Origin of the sequence: Thermosediminibacter oceani DSM 16646 (assembly GCF_000144645.1) — a bacterium.
Taxonomy (GTDB): domain Bacteria; phylum Bacillota; class Thermosediminibacteria; order Thermosediminibacterales; family Thermosediminibacteraceae; genus Thermosediminibacter; species Thermosediminibacter oceani.
This window is the reverse complement of sequence record NC_014377.1, coordinates 114,569-133,083: the sequence shown is the minus strand read 5'-3', so window position 1 is coordinate 133,083 and position 18,515 is coordinate 114,569. Positions and strand designations below refer to the sequence as shown.

Genomic DNA, 18,515 nt, shown 5'->3' with positions numbered 1-18,515 from the left:
CTCCTTATAAGACTTCGGGCGCAAGCGATATAATTCTCATGAAGTTTTTGTCCCTGAGTTCGCGAGCCACCGGTCCGAAAATACGCGTTCCTCTCGGGTTAAGGTCATCGTTTATTATGACAGCCGCATTCTCGTCGAATTTTATATATGAACCATCAGGGCGCCTCTTGGGGGCTTTGGTCCTGACGATAACGGCCTTGACCACGTCGCCCTTTTTCACTATTCCGTCCGGAGCCGCGTCTTTCACCGAAGCCACGATGATGTCACCGATGCCGGCGAATTTCCTGTTGGAGCCGCCCAAAACCCTGATGCACATTATCTCCTTTGCACCGGTGTTATCTGCTACGTTAAGCCGGGTTTGAACCTGGATCATCTTTTAACCCTCCCCTCGTTAAAAGTTACTCGGCTCTCTTTACTATTTCCAGAAGTCTCCAGCGCTTTGTCTTGCTGAGAGGTCTAGTTTCCATGATTTTTACAACATCTCCGATCTGGCACTGGTTGTTTTCGTCGTGGGCCTTGAATTTTTTGGTGCGCTTTATGGTCTTGCCGTAAAGGGGATGGCGAACCAGAGTTTCAACAGCCACCACGATGGTTTTATCCATCTTATTGCTGACTACCACTCCGGTGCGAACCTTTCTTTTTGGTCTTTCCTCCATTTTATCCCTCCTTCGACACGAAAAATTTCATTAAGCCCTAGCCCGCTCTCTTTCGGTCAGTATCGTCTTTATGCGCGCGATGGTCTTTCTAACTTCCCTTATTCTCTTGGGATTATCCAACTGGCCTGTAGCCGACTGAAACCTCAGGTTGAAAAGTTCACCCTTCAGGTCCTTCAGCTTCTGTACCAGTTCCTGGTCGGAAAGCTCTCTTATCTGTTTAGCCTTCATTTTCATCACCGCCTAACCCTTCGCGTTTCACTATCTTTGTCTTTATGGGCAGCTTGTGAGAGGCAAGAGTCAAAGCTTCCTTGGCAACTTCTTCCGAAACTCCGGCCAGTTCGAACAGCACACGCCCGGGCTTTACCACCGCCACCCAGTACTCCGGCGAACCCTTACCGCTACCCATACGGGTTTCGGCGGGTTTCTTGGTTACCGGTTTGTCCGGGAAGATTTTTATCCAGACCTTACCGCCCCTTTTGATATACCTCGTTATGGCTATCCTGGCAGCCTCAATCTGGCTGCTGGTGATCCAGGCGGGCTCCAGGGCCTGCAGTCCGTATTCGCCGTAAGTCACTTCCGTTCCCCGGGTAGCTTTACCCCTGATTGTGCCCCGCTGCTGTTTCCTATATTTGACCCGCTTCGGCATTAACATTGGCCTCTCCTCCTTCCACCTGCTTTTCCTGTTTCCTGGTCGGGAGGACGTCGCCCCTGTAAATCCATACTTTTACACCGATCCGCCCGTAGGTGGTATGGGCTTCGGCAAACCCGTAGCTGATATCGGCGCGCAGTTTCTGGAGCGGAATGGTGCCCTCGCGGTACCATTCGGTCCTGGCAATTTCAGCGCCGGCCAGCCTTCCGCTTACCATCGTCTTAATACCCTTGGCCCCGGCCTTTAAAGCTCTAGCGATAGCCTGTTTCATGGCTCTGCGGTAGGATATGCGCCGCTCTATCTGGGCAGCTATGTTCTCGGCCACCAGCTGAGCTTCGACGTCGGGGTTCTTGATCTCGATGACGTTTATGGAGATTTGCTTGCCGGTCATAGCCTCCAGGTCTTTCCTGAGCTCTTCGACACCGGCTCCGCCTTTACCTATCACCATTCCGGGCTTCGCCGTGTGGATGGTCACCTTTATACGGTTGGCCGCCCTCTCTATCTCAACCCGGGATATTCCGGCAGTATAAAACTTGTTCTTGATATGCTTCCTTATATTAAAGTCTTCCAGCACCAGATCGGCGAAGTTTTTTTCCGAGTACCACCTGGAGTCCCAATCTCTGATGATTCCGATCCTCAAACCATGAGGGTGTACCTTTTGGCCCAAATTTTATCCCTCCTTTTCCCTTAATACCACCGTGATGTGGCTGGTCCTCTTGCGGATCATAGCCGCCCTGCCCATGGCTCTCGCCCTGAACCTTTTAAGAGTGGGGCCCTGGTCCGCGTAGCACTTGTATACGTAAAGGGCATCCGGGTTCATATTGTGGTTGTTTTCCGCATTTGCCGCAGCGGAGCGTATGAGCTTCTCCACGATTTTTGAAGCCCTCTTGGGAGTAAACTGCAGTATGCTAAGGGCTTCGTCAAGCTTTTTGCCCCTTATGAGGTCGAGGACTATTCTGACCTTTCTCGGGGCAATTCTAACGTATCTTGCCTGTGCCCTGGCTTCCAACTTGCCAACCTCCTTTACCCGCTGTTTACTTTAACGCTGTCGACTTTTCCGTATGGTCTCCGTGTCCCCTGAAAGTCCTCGTAGGAGCGAATTCGCCAAGTTTATGACCTACCATGTCTTCGGTTATATATACGGGGACGTGCTTCCTGCCGTCATGAACCGCGATGGTGTGTCCCACCATTTCAGGTATTATCGTGGAATCCCTTGACCAGGTCTTTATTACCTTCTTTTCCCTCTTCTCGTTCATCGCTCTTATCTTCTTCAGCAGTTTGGGGTCCACAAAGGGTCCTTTTTTTACAGAGCGACCCATTATCCTGCCTCCCTTCTCCTGTTATTTGCGGCGCTTGACAATGAATTTATCCGAGGGTTTATTCTTCTTGCGGGTCTTGTAGCCCAGTGTGGGTTTGCCCCAAGGTGTAACGGGATGTTTGCGACCGATGGGCGCTTTACCTTCACCGCCACCGTGCGGATGGTCGATCGGGTTCATAGCGGAACCGCGCACATGGGGCCTTCTACCCAGCCACCGGGAGCGACCGGCTTTACCGATGCTTATGTTCTCGTGCTCCAGGTTTCCTACCTGCCCCACTGTTGCTCTGCATTCGACAGGCACCATTCTCATCTCACCGGAAGGCAGCCTCAATGTGGCGAGACCGTTTTCCTTTGCCATGAGCTGCGCCGCTGCACCAGCAGCCCTTACCAACTGGCCGCCCTTGCCCGGGTAGAGCTCCACGTTATGCACTATGGTACCCACCGGAATGCTGGCAAGGGGAAGGGCGTTCCCCGGCTTTATATCGGCGTTGGGGCCCGATTCAACAATATCTCCTACTTTCAGCCCTACCGGCGCCAGGATGTACCTTTTTTCTCCATCCCTGTAATGCAGAAGGGCTATCCTGGCGGAACGGTTCGGGTCGTACTCGATGGCCGCAACCTTGGCGGGTACTCCGTCCTTGTCACGCTTGAAATCTATGATCCTGTATTTCCTCTTATGGCCGCCGCCCCGGTGTCTCGCGGTAATTCTGCCCTGGGCGTTGCGACCGGCCTTGCTCTTCAGTATCTCCACCAGCGACTTTTCGGGCTCTTTTTTCGTTATTTCTTCGAAGGTGGAAACGGTCATGAATCTAATGCCCGGCGATGTGGGTTTAAATTTCTTTATACCCACCTGTTATCCCTCCTTTTTCCGGTTTTCAGTTGCCCACTATAAGCTCTCGAAGAATTCTATGGCTTTGCTGTCCTTTTTGAGCGTGACGATGGCCTTCTTCCAGTCGGGGCGCTTACCTTCCGAGAGGCCCATCCTCTTTTTCTTGCCCCTCATATTCATGGTGTTTACCTTTTCTACCTTAACCCCGAAAATAGCTTCCACCGCATTTTTGATCTCGGTCTTATTGGCGTCGGGGTGGACGACGAAGGTGTATTTTCTGTTTTCCTTCATTGCCATGGATTTTTCTGTAATCCACGGGCGGATTATTATGTCATGGGGATCTTTCATCCTGCGTACACCTCCTCTACCCGCTTCACCGCATCCATTGTCATTATCAGCTTGTCGTGATTGAGGATGTCGTAGACGTTCAGGGTGTTCACCGTGGTGGTAGTGACACCGGGTATGTTGCGGGCAGATTTCACTACGTTTACGTCGGAAGCATCCAGAACGATGAGAGATTTGGTATCGGCTTTCAGGTTGGAGAGCACCTTGACCATCTCTTTAGTCTTGGGGGCCTCCATCGTCAGTCGATCCAGAACGATTATCTCGTTATCCCTTACTTTCGCGCTCAATGCCGATTTCAGAGCAAGCCTCTTCAGTTTTTTGGGCAGAGTGTATTTATAAGAACGGGGTTTGGGACCGAACACGATACCGCCTTTTCTCCACAGAGGCGACCTTATGCTGCCGTGTCTGGCCCTGCCGGTACCCTTCTGCCTCCAGGGTTTGCGGCCGCCGCCCCTGACCTCTGCCCGGGTTTTGGTGGAAGCGGTACCTACCCTCTGGTTTGCCAGGTAGTTGAGCACCACCTGATGCATCACTTCGGGCTTAACCTCTACCCCGAAAACGCTGTCGGAAAGCTCCACTTCCCCTACCTGCTGGCCCTGCATATTGTACAAAGCTACTTTTGGCATTGGGCTCCTCCTTTCCTGGCGTATTTTTTAGCTCTTTACCGTGCTTTTGATGTAAAGCAGCGATTTTTTCGTGCCGGGCACGGAACCTTTAATCAGGAGTAGATTTCTCTCGGGGTCGACTTTAACGATTTCCAGGTTCTGTACAGTTACCCTTTCGTGACCCAGGTGACCGGGCATCTTCTTGCCCTTGAAGACCCTTTCCGGGTCGGTGGCGCCGCCTGAACCGGGTCTACGGTGATACATGGAACCGTGAGACATGGGTCCCCGGTTGAAGTTCCAGCGTTTTACACCGCCGGCAAACCCCTTACCGATGGATATGCCGGTGACATCCACCCTCTCGCCGGGCTTGAAGATGTCGACCTTTATTTCATCGCCCACGTTGTATTTGTCGACTTCGTCTATCTTCAATTCCCTGATGTACTTTTTGGGCTTGAGCTGGTATTTCCTAAATTGGCCCAGCACCGGTTTTGTCAGCCTGTGTTCCTTTACATCTACAAAGCCCACCTTAAGGGCGCTGTAGCCGTCGATTTCCGGTGTCTTCTTCTGCATGACCACGCAGGGACCCGCTTCTACCACGGTAACCGGCACGGCCTGCCCAGCCTCATCAAAAATCTGGGTCATTCCCAGTTTTATGCCCAGAATAGCCTTTCCGGCCATCCTTACCACCTCCTCAAGAAAAATTACAGTTTGATCTCTATATCAACTCCTGCTGGCAAATCCAGTCTCATAAGCGCGTCGACGGTTTTGGGAGTTGGTTCGTGTATATCTATGAGTCTCTTATGGGTCCTGGTCTCGAACTGCTCCCTGGAGTCCTTGTACTTGTGGGGAGCTCTTAGTATTGTAATCAGGGTCCTATCGGTGGGCAGCGGAATGGGGCCTGAAACCTTGGCCCCGGTGCGCTTAGCCGTCTCGACAATCTTTTGAGCCGACTGATCCAGTATCCCGCTGTCGTAAGACTTCAAGCGTATTCTGATCTTCTGTCGGGCCACTTTTCTCCCTCCTCGGATGAAAGCTTATTTTGTAGCCTCTTTTATTCGATTATCTCGGTCACCACACCGGCCCCTACGGTCCTGCCACCCTCGCGGATAGCAAAGCGAAGGCCTTCTTCTATCGCTATGGGAGCTATAAGCTCGATCTCCATCACTACGTTGTCACCAGGCATGACCATCTCGGTGCCCTCGGGCAGCTTTATTACTCCAGTTACGTCGGTCGTCCTGAAGTAGAACTGCGGCCTGTATCCGTTGAAAAACGGTGTGTGCCTTCCCCCTTCTTCCTTCTTCAATACGTATACCTGGCCCTTGAATTTGGTGTGCGGATGTATGGATCCGGGTTTGGCTATTACCATACCCCTTTCTACTTCGTCCCTGTCTACGCCTCTCAAGAGTGCTCCGATGTTGTCTCCTGCTACCGCCTGGTCCAGGATCTTCCTGAACATCTCTACACCGGTCACTACGGTCTTCTTCTTCTCAGGAGCCAATCCTACTATCTCTACTTCGTCGCCTACTTTCAGGGTGCCCCTCTCTACTCTTCCGGTCACTACGGTGCCGCGCCCGGTTATGGTGAATACGTCTTCAACCGGCATGAGGAAGGGTTTGTCGGCGTCGCGCTCCGGTGTCGGTATATATTCGTCTACAGCGTCCATGAGCTGCCATATCTTGCCGCACCATTCGCATTCCCTCTTACCGCATCCGCATTCCAGAGCCTTTAATGCAGAACCCGCCACTACGGGTATCTCGTCGCCCGGGAATTCATAGGAGGACAAGAGTTCCCTTACTTCCATTTCGACCAGTTCTAAAAGTTCTGGGTCGTCTACCATGTCTACTTTGTTCATGAATACTACGATGTAGGGTACGCCTACCTGCCTGGCAAGCAGTATGTGTTCCCTGGTCTGGGGCATGGGGCCGTCCGCTGCCGATACTACCAGGATGGCTCCGTCCATCTGGGCGGCTCCGGTAATCATGTTCTTTACGTAGTCGGCGTGGCCCGGGCAGTCCACGTGGGCGTAGTGCCTCTTTTCAGTCTCGTATTCCACGTGAGCCGTGGCTATTGTTATTCCGCGTTCCCTCTCTTCGGGAGCTTTGTCTATCTGGTCGTATGCTACGAAGTTGGCAAGCCCCGAGCTGGAAAGGGTTCGGGTAATCGCTGCCGTTAATGTGGTCTTTCCGTGGTCTACGTGGCCTATCGTACCTACGTTAACGTGAGGCTTCGTCCTCTCAAATTTTTGCTTTGCCATCGCATTTCCTCCTTACAATTTATTTGTTAATGATGGATTCCGCAATATTCTTGGGCACTTCCGCATAGTGGGAGAACTGCATGACGTAGGTGCCCCTGCCCTGAGTCTTAGACCTCAGGTCCGTGGCGTAACCGAACATCTCAGCAAGCGGCACGTAACCCCTCACAACCTGGGCTCCGCTCCGCGGCTCGATGCCCTCTATATGGCCTCTCCTCGAGTTGAGGTCGCCTATCACGTCGCCCATGTATTCTTCGGGCACCGTCACTTCCACTTTCATGATGGGCTCCAAAAGTACCGGTTCGGCTTTCTTCATGGCTTCCTTGAACGCCATCGATGCGGCGATCTTGAAGGCCATTTCCGAAGAGTCCACTTCGTGGTAGGAGCCGTCGAACAGCGTTACCTTTACGTCAACTACCGGATATCCTGCGAGCACGCCGTTTTGCAGAGCTTCACGCACACCGGCGTCCACGGCGGGTATATATTCCTTGGGTATTACGCCGCCGACAATCTTGTTGACGAACTCGTAACCCTTGCCAGGCTCCAGAGGTTCGATCTCCAGCCATACGTGGCCGTACTGACCGCGGCCGCCGGTCTGGCGGATGTACTTGCCTTCCGCTTTGACGGCTTTCCTGATGGTCTCCTTGTAGGCGACCTGGGGTTTGCCTACGTTGGCCTGGACCTTGAACTCCCTGAACATCCTGTCGACTATTATCTCCAAGTGCAGCTCGCCCATACCGGATATTATGGTCTGGCCGGTCTCCTGATCGGTGTACGTCCTGAAAGTGGGGTCTTCCTCGGCCAGCCTCTGAAGGGCGATGCCCATTTTTTCCTGGTCCGCCTTGGTCTTGGGCTCTATAGCTACCGATATAACCGGTTCGGGGAACTGCATGGACTCCAGGACGATGGGTTTTTCTTCAGCGCACAGCGTATCGCCGGTCGTGGTATCTTTAAGGCCGACGGCGGCGACGATTTCGCCGGTCATGGCTTCTTCCATTTCCTGCCTGTGGTTAGCGTGCATCCTGAGTATTCTGCCGATCCTTTCCTTCTTGTTCTTTGTGGAGTTATAGACGTAAGAACCGGCTTTCAGCGTCCCCGAGTAAATTCTAAAGTAGGTCAGCTTACCCACGTAGGGGTCGCTCATGATCTTGAACGCGAGAGCGGAAAACGGTTCGTCATCACTGGGCTGTCTTTCAATTTCCTCGCCGGTTTCGGGGTCGATTCCCTTAACAGCCGGGATATCAAGGGGTGAAGGCAGGTAGTCGATTATTGCATCCAGGAGAAGCTGCACACCTTTGTTCCTGTAAGAGGAACCGCAGAGCACGGGGACGGCCTTTACCTCGACACAGGCCTTTCTGATGGCTGCTTTGAGTTCGGCTTCGGAGATCTCCTGCCCTTCCAGGAATTTTTCCATTATTTCTTCGTTGACGTCGGACAGCGACTCCAGCATCTTTTCCCTGTACTCTTCGGCTTTATCCCTGATCTCGTCGGGAATTTCCGTCACCTGGATGTCGGTGCCCAGGTCGTTGGTATAAATGTAGGCTTTCATTCCTACCAGGTCCACGATTCCCCTGAAGGTATCCTCGCTGCCGATGGGGATCTGGACGGGTACCGGGTTGGCTCCCAGTCTTTCTTTTATCTGCTTTATGACATTGTAAAAATCGGCGCCCATGATATCCATCTTGTTTACATAGGCGATCCTGGGAACCATGTATTTATCGGCCTGGCGCCAGACCGTCTCGGACTGGGGTTCAACACCGCCTTTTGCGCAGAATACCGCAACGGCTCCGTCGAGAACCCTCAGGGACCGCTCTACTTCCACCGTGAAATCCACGTGGCCTGGCGTATCGATAATGTTAATCTGATGGTCCTTCCAGTAGCAGGTTGTAGAAGCCGATGTAATGGTAATGCCTCTTTCCTGCTCCTGCTCCATCCAGTCCATGACAGCGGTGCCTTCGTGGACCTCTCCCAGTTTATGCACTTTTCCGGTGTAAAAGAGAATCCTCTCGGTAGTGGTGGTCTTACCGGCATCTATGTGCGCCATTATACCTATATTCCGTAGTCTGTCGAGCGGAATCTGTCTAGGCATATGCTACACCCCTTTCTGTAACGAATACCAAAAAATGTACTTTCGGTACTTTAACGAATTACCACCTGTAATGGGCAAAGGCTCTGTTGGCTTCTGCCATCCTGTGTGTTTCGTCTTTCTTCTTAACGGCGCCGCCGGTGCCGTTGGCCGCATCCATGATCTCGGCAGCCAGCTTTTCCCTGATGGTCTTTTTGTCAGTGCGCTGGCGGGCGTATTCCACAAGCCACCTGATACCCAGAGAAAGCCTCCTGTGCTCGGGAACCTCGATGGGCACCTGATAGGTAGCACCGCCCACCCTGCGAGGCCTTACCTCCAGTACGGGCATTACGTTTTTTAAGGCCTCCTGGAAGACCTCAAGGGGGTCCTTGCCCGTCTTTTCCCTGATTATCTCAAAAGCCCCGTAGCAAGCCTTCTGGGCAACGCTCTTTTTCCCGTCGTACATGAGTTTGTTGATGAGCTTGGTCACCAGCTTGCTCTTATATATGGGATCCTCGGGTACATCCCTGCGCGCAACATGACCCTTTCTTGGCATCCTCTTCCCTCCTTCACTTAAGACTTCGGCTTCTTAGCTCCGTAGAGCGAACGTCCCTGCTTCCTGTTGGCAACACCTGCTGCATCCAGAGCGCCGCGGATGATGTGATATCTCACACCGGGAAGGTCCTTTACCCTGCCTCCCCTCACGAGAACCACCGAGTGTTCCTGCAGGTTATGCCCTATACCGGGGATGTACGCGGTAACCTCCACGCCGTTGGTAAGCCTTACCCTGGCTATCTTCCTAAGAGCGGAGTTGGGCTTCTTGGGCGTGGTGGTCTTTACTACGGTACACACCCCGCGCTTCTGGGGACATCCCTTTAATGCGGGAGACTTGGACTTGTGCTGAACTTTTTGTCTTCCTCTCCTTACCAGCTGATTGATCGTTGGCATCGTTACACCTCCTTCCTATACATTAAAAAAGAATGCCCCAAAGAGGGGCATCCAATATTCCCTTATTGATTTAAAATTGCAGCCGATGCTGCCCCTACATCAATACCGCATGCTTCCCCCAATTCCTTCATTGTAGCCACCGGAACTACTTCTACACCCTTTTGCTGGCATAGTTCCTTTAAGCCCGATACCACATGCTCTTCTGCGTCCTGGGCTATAAACACTACGGCTGCCTGATCCCTTTCGACTGCTTTGAGAGTTTGCTTTGTCCCTACCGTTTTTTTGGGGGCACTTTTTAACTTGTTAAGCATTTCATGCCCTCCTCAAGCTCAGTGCTTTTGGTGAAGCTTGAGCACGCACCTATATATTTTAGCATTATCGCTGATGGCTGTCAATAAGGATTTACGCTTCCTCCGGGGCATTCGCGCCCTCCGCCGGCGGCTGGTTTTCAGCTCCCGGTTCCTGACCTTCGACGTAAATTTTGATACCCCTGTACCGCTTCATTCCGGTACCGGCGGGGATAAGCTTTCCTATTATTACGTTTTCCTTTAAGCCCAAGAGCGGGTCTACCTTGCCCTTTATGGCCGCTTCGGTGAGTACCCTGGTGGTCTCCTGGAAGGAAGCGGCAGAGAGGAACGAATCGGTGGCAAGGGAAGCCTTGGTTATGCCCAAGAGGACTCTTCTTGCTTCGGCCGGCTTCCTGCCTTCCTGCTTGGCCCGCTCGTTTATCTCCTCGAACTCAAAAATGTCTATCAGCTCGCCCGGCAAGAGTTCCGTATCGCCCGGGTCCTCCACCTTTACTTTGCGCAACATCTGGCGAATTATAATCTCTATGTGTTTATCGTTGATATCCACGCCCTGCATCCTGTAAACTTTGAGCACTTCCTGCAGTAGGTAGGTCTGGACACCGCGCACACCCTTTATCCTGAGGATGTCGTGAGGATTGATTGGGCCTTCGCACAGAGAGTCTCCGGCTTCCACCCGGCTGCCGTTTTCCACTGTAAGCCTTGCACCGTAGGGAATCTGATATACCCTGATCTCCCCATCGTCGCTGGTGACCTCGACTTCCCTCTTCTTCTTGGTGTCGAGAATCCTCACTATACCCGAGTTTTCCGTGATGACCGCCTGCCCCTTGGGCCTGCGGGCCTCAAAAAGCTCCTCTACCCTGGGAAGACCTTGAGTTATGTCGTGACCGGCGATTCCACCGGTGTGGAAGGTCCTCATGGTAAGCTGGGTACCCGGCTCGCCGATGGACTGGGCCGCTATGATGCCCACAGCTTCGCCCACCTCCACGGGCCTGCCGGTAGCCAGGTTTTTCCCGTAACACTTGGCACAGACCCCGTGGCGCGTCCTGCAGGTGAGCACCGACCGGATCTTGACTTCTTTAATACCCGCGGCGATTATCCTGTCGGCAATGGTGTCGGTAATCATCTCATCGGCGCGCACCAGCACCTCGCCGGTGTTGGGGTCTACTACATCTTCCAGGGCATAACGCCCGTCGATACGCTCTTTAAGCGGCTCTATTACCTCTTTGCCGTCCATTATGGCCCTTACCGTTATGCCCTCGGTTGTGCCGCAGTCCAGTTCTCTCACTATCACGTCCTGGCTGACGTCTACCAGACGCCTGGTGAGGTAACCGGAGTCCGCGGTCCTGAGAGCCGTATCGGCAAGACCTTTTCTCGCTCCGTGGGTCGATATGAAGTATTCCAGCACTGTGAGGCCTTCGCGGAAGTTAGCCTTTATAGGCAGGTCTATGATGCGGCCCGCCGTGTCAGCCATAAGACCCCTCATGCCGGCCAGCTGTCTTATCTGCTGCTTGTTACCCCTGGCGCCGGAGTTGGCCATCATGTAGACGGGGTTCAGCCTGTCGAGGCTGTTCATAAGGCTTTCGGTGACGCGCTCGGTCGCATCGGCCCAAATTTCGATGACCTTTTCGTACCGTTCCTCGTCGGAAATCAGCCCTCTCCTGTACATGAGTTCTACCTGGTCAACCTTTTCTTCAGCCTCGGAGAGGATCTTCTCCTTGTCCGCCGGTATCTCTATGTCGGTGATGCCTATTGTGATACCGGCCTTTGTGGCGTAATGGAAACCTGTTGCTTTTATCCTATCGAGGACCTGGGCGGTTACCGTAGTGCCATGCTTTTTGTAGCAGCGTTCCACTATTTCCGCGAGCTTTCCTTTGTCGACCAAGGTGTTGAGCTCCGGTTCGAAAAGATTTTCCTCCTTGGTCCTATCCACAAATCCCAGATCCTGCGGTATGCACTCGTTGAATATTATGCGGCCCGGTGTCGTCTTTACAATTTTCGAGCGCTTTTTGCCGTCGATTTCCTTTGTTATCCTCACGTTTATCTTGGCGTGGAGGGAAACCTCACCCATGCTGTAGGCCAGTAAGACCTCCTCGGGAGAGGAGAAGTACTTGCCCTCGCCTTTTTCGCCATCGCGCTCGATAGTAAGGTAATAGGCTCCGAGCACCATATCCTGTGTGGGCGTAACCACCGGCTTGCCGTCGGCAGGCTTCAGCATGTTGTTGGTGGAAAGCATGAGAAGCCTCGCCTCTGCCTGGGCCTCCGCCGAAAGGGGCACGTGCACGGCCATCTGGTCGCCGTCGAAGTCGGCGTTGTAAGCGGTACACACCAGCGGGTGGATCTGTATGGCCCGGCCCTCAACCAGCACCGGCTCGAAAGCCTGAATACCCAGGCGGTGCAGCGTAGGAGCCCTGTTCAAGAGCACCGGGTGCTCCTTTATGACCTCTTCGAGCACGTCCCATACTTCGGGCTTTACCCTTTCCACCATGCGCTTGGCGCTCTTTATGTTGTGGGCATGACCGTCTTCCACCAGCTTTTTCATCACGAAGGGCTTGAAGAGCTCCAGCGCCATCTCCTTGGGAAGACCGCACTGGTAGAGCTTAAGCTCGGGACCGACTACTATTACCGAACGGCCGGAGTAGTCGACGCGCTTACCCAGAAGGTTTTGCCTGAAGCGCCCCTGCTTACCCTTGAGCATGTCGCTCAGGGACTTCAGCGGCCTGTTGCCCGGGCCGGTAACCGGCCTTCCCCGCCTGCCGTTGTCTATGAGCGCATCTACCGCTTCCTGCAGCATCCTCTTTTCATTGCGCACTATTATGTCGGGAGCTCCCAGGTCCAGGAGCCTCTTTAAACGGTTGTTCCTGTTGATAACCCTGCGGTAGAGGTCGTTCAGGTCGGAGGTAGCAAAGCGGCCGCCGTCCAGCTGAACCATAGGCCTTAGGTCCGGCGGAATGACCGGTATGACCTCGAGTATCATCCACTCGGGCCTGTTGCCCGACTTCCTAAAGGCTTCTACTACTTCAAGTCTTCTTAGGATACGTACTTTTTTCTGTCCGTTGGCCTCCTTGAGCTCAGCTCTTAGCTCTTTAGATAGCTTTTCCAGGTCGATCTCTTCCAAAAGCTCCTTTATGGCCTCGGCTCCCATGCCCGCCCTGAAGGCGTTACCGTATTTTTCCCTGTACTCCCGGTATTCCTTTTCCGTAAGAAGCTGTTTCTTGGCGAGCGGCGTGTTGCCTGGATCGATTACTATATATGAAGCGAAGTATATGACCTTTTCCAGGGAACGGGGGGACATGTCGAGCATGAGGCCTATACGGCTCGGGATGCCTTTCAGGAACCAGATGTGGGATACGGGAGCAGCAAGTTCTATGTGCCCCATCCTCTCGCGGCGCACTTTTGACTTGGTGACCTCTACGCCGCAGCGGTCGCAGATAACGCCCTTGTACTTAACCCTCTTGTATTTTCCGCAGTGACACTCCCAGTCCTTGACGGGTCCGAAGATCCTCTCGCAGAACAAGCCCTGCTTTTCCGGTTTCAAAGTGCGGTAGTTTATCGTCTCGGGCTTTTTGACTTCACCCTTTGACCATTCCCTTATCTGTTCTGGAGATGCAAGACCTATTTTTATGGAATCGAAAAAGTTAAGCTCAAGCAAAGGGTGTCTCTCCCTTCATTATTATTGAGCATCATTCCGGGATAGCCGGTGAGGGATTCATCCTCCCCGGCATCGAAATTAATAATCTTCTATCTCACTCTCGTCGAAGTCAAATTGACCATTAAAATCCTCTTCGTCCAAGCCCAGGTCCCGTGTAAGTTCCCTGTCTTCCTCGCTTAATTCCTCGTATATGTCTTCTTCCGGTTCTTCTTCCTCCAGGTCTTCGTCGGGTTCTTCTTCTTTTACAGGCGTTTCTCCCTGATCTTCCAGACCCTCCATATTCACATCGAGGGTTTCAGTCTCCTCGTATTCGTCGGCGTCCTTGATCTCGATCTCCTGGGCGTCCTCGGAAAGTATCTTCACGTCAAGGCACAGGGACTGCAGTTCTTTAATAAGCACCTTGAAGGATTCGGGTATCCCCGGTTCCGGCACGTTCTCGCCCTTTACTATAGCCTCGTAGGTCTTTACGCGGCCCATCACGTCGTCGGATTTCACCGTTAGGAGTTCCTGTAAGGTATAGCTTGCCCCGTACGCCTCCAGGGCCCATACTTCCATTTCACCGAACCTCTGGCCGCCGAACTGGGCTTTACCGCCCAGCGGCTGCTGGGTAACCAACGAGTATGGACCCGTAGACCTGGCGTGGATCTTGTCATCCACGAGGTGGGCCAACTTCAGCATGTACATGTAGCCCACCGTAACCTTTTTATCGAAGGGTTCGCCCGTGCGCCCGTCCCTTAGTTCTATCTTGCCGTCTTCGGGCAAACCGGCCTTCCTGAGGCACTCGAATATTTCTTCTTCGGTCGCACCGTCGAAAACCGGCGTGGCTACATGCCATCCCAGCGCCTTTGCCGCCCATCCGAGATGCGTCTCCAGCACCTGGCCGATGTTCATTCGGGAAGGCACACCCAGGGGGTTCAGCACGATATCTACCGGCGTCCCATCGGGTAGATACGGCATGTCTTCCACGGGTAATATCCTTGAAATTACACCCTTATTTCCGTGGCGGCCGGCCATCTTGTCGCCTTCGGAGATCTTCCTCTTCTGGGCTATGTAAACTCTGACCAGTTGGTTGACTCCCGGCGGCAGTTCGTCTCCGTTTTCCCTGCTGAACACTTTGACATCAACGACGATACCGTACTCTCCGTGGGGAACCCTGAGGGAAGTATCCCTGACTTCCCTCGCCTTTTCTCCGAATATGGCCCTGAGCAGCCTTTCCTCGGCGGTGAGTTCAGTTTCGCCCTTGGGAGTCACCTTGCCCACCAGGATGTCCCCGGCCCGGACCTCGGCGCCTATTCGGATGATTCCCCTTTCGTCCAGGTCCTTCAAGGCATCCTCGCCTACGTTGGGTATATCCCTTGTGATCTCCTCGGGGCCTAGTTTGGTGTCCCGGGCCTCAGCCTCGTACTGCTCTATGTGAATCGAGGTGAAAACATCATCCCTCACCAGCCGTTCCGAAATCAGGATGGCGTCCTCGTAGTTGTAACCTTCCCAGGGCATGAAGGCCACCAGCACGTTCTTGCCCAGCGCCAGTTCGCCGTGGTCCGTGGATGGACCGTCGGCTATGGGCTGACCCGCTTCAACCCTATCGCCCTTTTTCACTATAGGCCTCTGGTTGATGCAGGTCCCCTGGTTTGACCTCATGAATTTATGCACTTTATACACATCAAGGCCATTGTCGCTATCCCTGCGGATTACAATCTCTCTTGCCGTTACCCTTTCAACAACGCCCGAATTCTTGGCCACAATCATGACGCCAGAATCTAAAGCGGCTTTCCACTCTATTCCCGTACCCACCAGCGGAGCTTCCGTGGTTATAAGGGGAACCGCCTGGCGCTGCATGTTAGCGCCCATGAGGGCTCGGTTGGCGTCGTCGTGTTCCAGGAAAGGAATCAGAGCGGTGGCTACGCTGACCAGCTGTTTCGGCGATACGTCCATGTAATCGACTTCTTCGGCCGGAACTACCACGATGTCGTCCTTGTACCTGGCCGTAACCCTTTTTTGGACGAACCTGCCCTCTTCATCCAGGGGCACGTTGGCCTGAGCTATGATGAATTCCTCTTCCTCGTCGGCGGTCAGGTATTCTACTTCGTTGGTAACAACGCCTCTTTCTTTGTCGACCTTGCGGTAAGGCGTCTCTATAAATCCGTACTGGTTTACCCGGGCATACGTGCTGAGGGAGCTGATGAGCCCGATGTTGGGGCCTTCAGGAGTCTCGATAGGACACATGCGGCCGTAGTGGGAATAGTGTACGTCCCTTACCTCGAAGCCCGCCCTCTCGCGGCTCAAGCCTCCGGGCCCGAGGGCGCTGAGCCTTCTCTTGTTAGTAAGCTCCGCCAAGGGGTTGGTCTGGTCCATGAACTGGGACAGCTGGCTGCTGCCGAAGAACTCCTTTATAGCTGCTACCAGGGGCCTTATGTTGATGAGTCCCTGCGGAGTTATGGCGTCCACGTCCTGGATGGTCATGCGCTCTTTGACGACCCGCTCCATTCGGGCAAGCCCTATGCGGAACTGGTTTTGCAAAAGTTCGCCTACCGACCTCACCCTGCGGTTGCCCAAATGGTCGATGTCGTCCACATCACCGATACCGTAGGAAAGATTCAGGAGGTAGTTTATGGAAGCAACTATATCTTCAACGGTGATATATTTTTCCGTGGGAAAAACATCGGGACCATCGCCGTCGTTGTATCCGTTGGCTATGACTTTTACGACCCTGTCTTCATCGACCATTACCTTGATCTCGTTTATTCTAAGGGACTCAAGGGTTTCGGCTGTCTTTCTGGTAATTTTTTCACCTTTTTTGAGAATAATCTCTCCGGTGTTGGGGTCCTCAACGTTTTCCGCCGCTATTTTCCCTACGATACGGTTCCTGAGCCTCAGTTTTTTGTTGAACTTGTACCTGCCCACGTTCGCAAGATCATAGCGCTTGGGATCGAAAAACAACGACTCCAAGAGAGCTCTTGCGTTTTCCACAGTGGGCGGCTCTCCGGGTCTCAGCCTCTTGTATATTTCGAGGAGCGCCTCTTCTTGATTTTCAGTGTTATCCTTTTCTAAAGTCCTGAGGATTTTTTCGTCTTCGCCTAAAAGTTCGATGATTTGCGCGTTGGTTCCGTAACCGAGAGCCCTTAAGAGCACGGTTATGGGGATCTTTCGGGTCCTGTCGACCCTCACGTATATGACCTCGTTGGAATCGGTCTCCATTTCAAGCCAGGCACCGCGGTTGGGGATAATGGTCCCCATGTAGAGGGCCCTGCCGTTCTTGTCGATCTGCCGGTCGAAGTACACACCAGGGGAACGCACGAGCTGGCTGACGATAACCCTCTCGGCTCCGTTTATTATAAAGGTACCGTTTTCAGTCATGAGCGGGAAGTCACCCATGAACACGTCCTGTTCCTTTACCTCGCCCGTCTCTTTATTTATCAGCCTTACGCGGACCTTGAGGGGAACGGCGTATGTAACGTCCCTTTCCTTACACTCATCCACCGAGTACTTGGGGTTATTGTCGAGGCTATAATCGAGAAACTCCAGCACCATGTTGCCGGTAAAATCCTCGATGGGAGAAAACTCCTGCAGAACTTCTCTCAGACCTTCTTTTAAAAACCACTCGTATGAATTCTTCTGTATCTCCAACAGGTAAGGGAGGTCTCTTACTTCCTCGATCTTGGCGAAACTCCAGCGGGTGCGTCCTCCCACTTTTACGGGACGAACCATCCTTTCCTTCACCCCTTTATAAAAGTAAAAATAGACCAAAAGCAAGGCCCCCAACAAAAAACCTGCTTTTGGTTTTTGCGGTCAATGTTTCTCATCTATATAATATTTACCATTATCGGCCTGATATATTCAGCCGTTGAGGTATTTGACTAATTTTGTCCATAATCGTGCAGTTTATAATAATATCATACGGGAGTTAATTTGTCAACAAAATTCCCTCCATGAGATCGGATTCGCTCACGGTTATGGACCCCAGTTCGAGAAACCTCATTATCTCGAGAGCTATAAGAGCTCCCGCAGGTATGATGTCCGCCCGGTCGGCTGCAAGGCCGGCAATCTCTTTTCTTTTCGGGGAAGGAAGGCGGCAAAGCCTTCCGGCGATCTCTTCCATCGCCTTAAGCGCCAGGACGCACCCGTGCACCTTAGACCAGTGGTATTCCTTCAGCTCCAGGGATATGGCCGCCAGGGACGTAAGCGTGCCTCCGACCCCAACGGCAGTCACGCCCCCGGGGCTTTTCATGCTCTCGAAGCGGTTTTTGAAATCCGAAAGCAGGCTGCGGGCTTCCTCCCGCAGGGCGGTTATCTCTTTTGCTTCCGGCGGGTCGGATTTTAAAAAACTCCGCGTCCATCTGACCGCTCCCATGGGAAGGCTTACACTCAGCTGGACCTTTTCGCATCCAAAGGCAAGCTCGGTGCTCCCCCCGCCTATATCTATGACGAGAGCCCGCTCCTTAAGTCCCAGACCCTCCTTTGCGCCCAGGAAGGAAAGCTCACCTTCTTCCCGGCCCGAAAGTATCCGGACCTCGATCCCGGCCCGCTGTTTTATCAGTTCCATAAACTCCCACCCGTTTTTGGCTTCCCGCACGGCACTGGTGGCAATAGCCGTTATCCTCTCGCAGCCGGCGGACAGGGCTCTTTTCTTAAACTCTATGACGGCTTCAAGAGTGCTATCCATGGATTTTTGGCTGAGCATGCCCTTGTCGGCGACGCCTTCGCCGAGGCGGGTGGTCACCAGGTCCTTCAAAACCGGCGTTACCTTTCCGCCCCCGACTTCGGCCACGAGAAGTCTTACGGAATTGGACCCCAGGTCTATAACTGCTGCTTTCATGGGACACCTCCCGGTAGGTTTAGGACTTCCCCTTTTTCATATACGCACTAAAAATCCAGGGCGTAGCCCTGGATGA

General features: G+C 53.2%; 20 protein-coding genes. All 20 read right to left on the bottom strand.

The genetic code is table 11. The annotated features are described in order from the left end of the window. Window positions 1-4: 4 nt before the first annotated feature. The gene (rplN, locus tag TOCE_RS00665) at window positions 5-373 is read right to left on the bottom strand and encodes a 50S ribosomal protein L14 (RefSeq protein ID WP_013274972.1); all 369 of its coding nucleotides are present in this window, start codon (window positions 371-373) and stop codon (window positions 5-7) included. Window positions 374-398: 25 nt separating this feature from the next. Further along, window positions 399-656: a 30S ribosomal protein S17 gene (gene rpsQ / locus TOCE_RS00660; protein ID WP_013274971.1), complete on the bottom strand. Its 258-nt coding sequence runs from the start codon at window positions 654-656 to the stop codon at window positions 399-401. Window positions 657-686: 30 nt separating this feature from the next. Next, on the bottom strand, window positions 687-884 hold the full coding sequence (rpmC, locus tag TOCE_RS00655) for a 50S ribosomal protein L29 (RefSeq protein ID WP_013274970.1): 198 nt from the start codon (window positions 882-884) through the stop codon (window positions 687-689). Continuing rightward, complete coding sequence (gene rplP, locus TOCE_RS00650) at window positions 874-1,308, bottom strand: 50S ribosomal protein L16 (RefSeq protein ID WP_013274969.1); 435 nt, start codon at window positions 1,306-1,308, stop codon at window positions 874-876. Before rplP ends, rpmC begins: the two co-directional genes overlap by 11 nt. After that, on the bottom strand, window positions 1,280-1,972 hold the full coding sequence (gene rpsC / locus TOCE_RS00645; RefSeq protein ID WP_013274968.1) for a 30S ribosomal protein S3: 693 nt from the start codon (window positions 1,970-1,972) through the stop codon (window positions 1,280-1,282). The genes rplP and rpsC overlap by 29 nt, the downstream gene beginning before the upstream one ends. 3 nt (window positions 1,973-1,975) lie before the next feature. Next, the gene (gene rplV, locus TOCE_RS00640; RefSeq protein WP_013274967.1) at window positions 1,976-2,314 is read right to left on the bottom strand and encodes a 50S ribosomal protein L22; all 339 of its coding nucleotides are present in this window, start codon (window positions 2,312-2,314) and stop codon (window positions 1,976-1,978) included. Between the two features lie 25 nt (window positions 2,315-2,339). Continuing rightward, complete coding sequence (rpsS, locus tag TOCE_RS00635; protein WP_013274966.1) at window positions 2,340-2,624, bottom strand: 30S ribosomal protein S19; 285 nt, start codon at window positions 2,622-2,624, stop codon at window positions 2,340-2,342. Between the two features lie 21 nt (window positions 2,625-2,645). Continuing rightward, window positions 2,646-3,473, bottom strand: coding sequence for a 50S ribosomal protein L2 (gene rplB / locus TOCE_RS00630; RefSeq protein ID WP_013274965.1), 828 nt, complete (start codon window positions 3,471-3,473; stop codon window positions 2,646-2,648). 36 nt (window positions 3,474-3,509) lie between these two features. After that, window positions 3,510-3,800, bottom strand: coding sequence for a 50S ribosomal protein L23 (gene rplW, locus TOCE_RS00625; RefSeq protein ID WP_013274964.1), 291 nt, complete (start codon window positions 3,798-3,800; stop codon window positions 3,510-3,512). After that, entirely contained in the window at window positions 3,797-4,423 is a 627-nt protein-coding gene (rplD, locus tag TOCE_RS00620) for a 50S ribosomal protein L4 (protein ID WP_013274963.1), read from the bottom strand. Before rplD ends, rplW begins: the two co-directional genes overlap by 4 nt. A 27-nt stretch (window positions 4,424-4,450) precedes the next feature. Beyond that, window positions 4,451-5,080: a 50S ribosomal protein L3 gene (gene rplC / locus TOCE_RS00615; protein WP_013274962.1), complete on the bottom strand. Its 630-nt coding sequence runs from the start codon at window positions 5,078-5,080 to the stop codon at window positions 4,451-4,453. A 23-nt stretch (window positions 5,081-5,103) separates the two neighbouring features. Then, window positions 5,104-5,412, bottom strand: coding sequence for a 30S ribosomal protein S10 (gene rpsJ, locus TOCE_RS00610; RefSeq protein ID WP_013274961.1), 309 nt, complete (start codon window positions 5,410-5,412; stop codon window positions 5,104-5,106). Between the two features lie 41 nt (window positions 5,413-5,453). Further along, window positions 5,454-6,656 carry an elongation factor Tu gene (gene tuf, locus TOCE_RS00605; protein WP_013274960.1) on the bottom strand — a complete coding sequence of 401 codons (1,203 nt, stop codon included), beginning with the start codon at window positions 6,654-6,656 and terminating at the stop codon, window positions 5,454-5,456. Between the two features lie 19 nt (window positions 6,657-6,675). Continuing rightward, complete coding sequence (gene fusA, locus TOCE_RS00600; RefSeq protein WP_013274959.1) at window positions 6,676-8,742, bottom strand: elongation factor G; 2,067 nt, start codon at window positions 8,740-8,742, stop codon at window positions 6,676-6,678. Between the two features lie 58 nt (window positions 8,743-8,800). Beyond that, complete coding sequence (gene rpsG, locus TOCE_RS00595; RefSeq protein WP_013274958.1) at window positions 8,801-9,274, bottom strand: 30S ribosomal protein S7; 474 nt, start codon at window positions 9,272-9,274, stop codon at window positions 8,801-8,803. Window positions 9,275-9,291: 17 nt separating this feature from the next. Next, the gene (rpsL, locus tag TOCE_RS00590; protein WP_013274957.1) at window positions 9,292-9,666 is read right to left on the bottom strand and encodes a 30S ribosomal protein S12; all 375 of its coding nucleotides are present in this window, start codon (window positions 9,664-9,666) and stop codon (window positions 9,292-9,294) included. A 62-nt stretch (window positions 9,667-9,728) separates the two neighbouring features. After that, window positions 9,729-9,977: a L7Ae/L30e/S12e/Gadd45 family ribosomal protein gene (locus TOCE_RS00585; RefSeq protein ID WP_013274956.1), complete on the bottom strand. Its 249-nt coding sequence runs from the start codon at window positions 9,975-9,977 to the stop codon at window positions 9,729-9,731. A gap of 91 nt (window positions 9,978-10,068) precedes the next feature. Further along, on the bottom strand, window positions 10,069-13,623 hold the full coding sequence (rpoC, locus tag TOCE_RS00580; protein ID WP_013274955.1) for a DNA-directed RNA polymerase subunit beta': 3,555 nt from the start codon (window positions 13,621-13,623) through the stop codon (window positions 10,069-10,071). Between the two features lie 78 nt (window positions 13,624-13,701). Further along, entirely contained in the window at window positions 13,702-17,331 is a 3,630-nt protein-coding gene (gene rpoB, locus TOCE_RS00575; protein ID WP_013274954.1) for a DNA-directed RNA polymerase subunit beta, read from the bottom strand. Window positions 17,332-17,527: 196 nt separating this feature from the next. Next, window positions 17,528-18,439 carry a Ppx/GppA phosphatase family protein gene (locus TOCE_RS00570; protein ID WP_013274953.1) on the bottom strand — a complete coding sequence of 304 codons (912 nt, stop codon included), beginning with the start codon at window positions 18,437-18,439 and terminating at the stop codon, window positions 17,528-17,530. Window positions 18,440-18,515 lie beyond the last annotated feature (76 nt).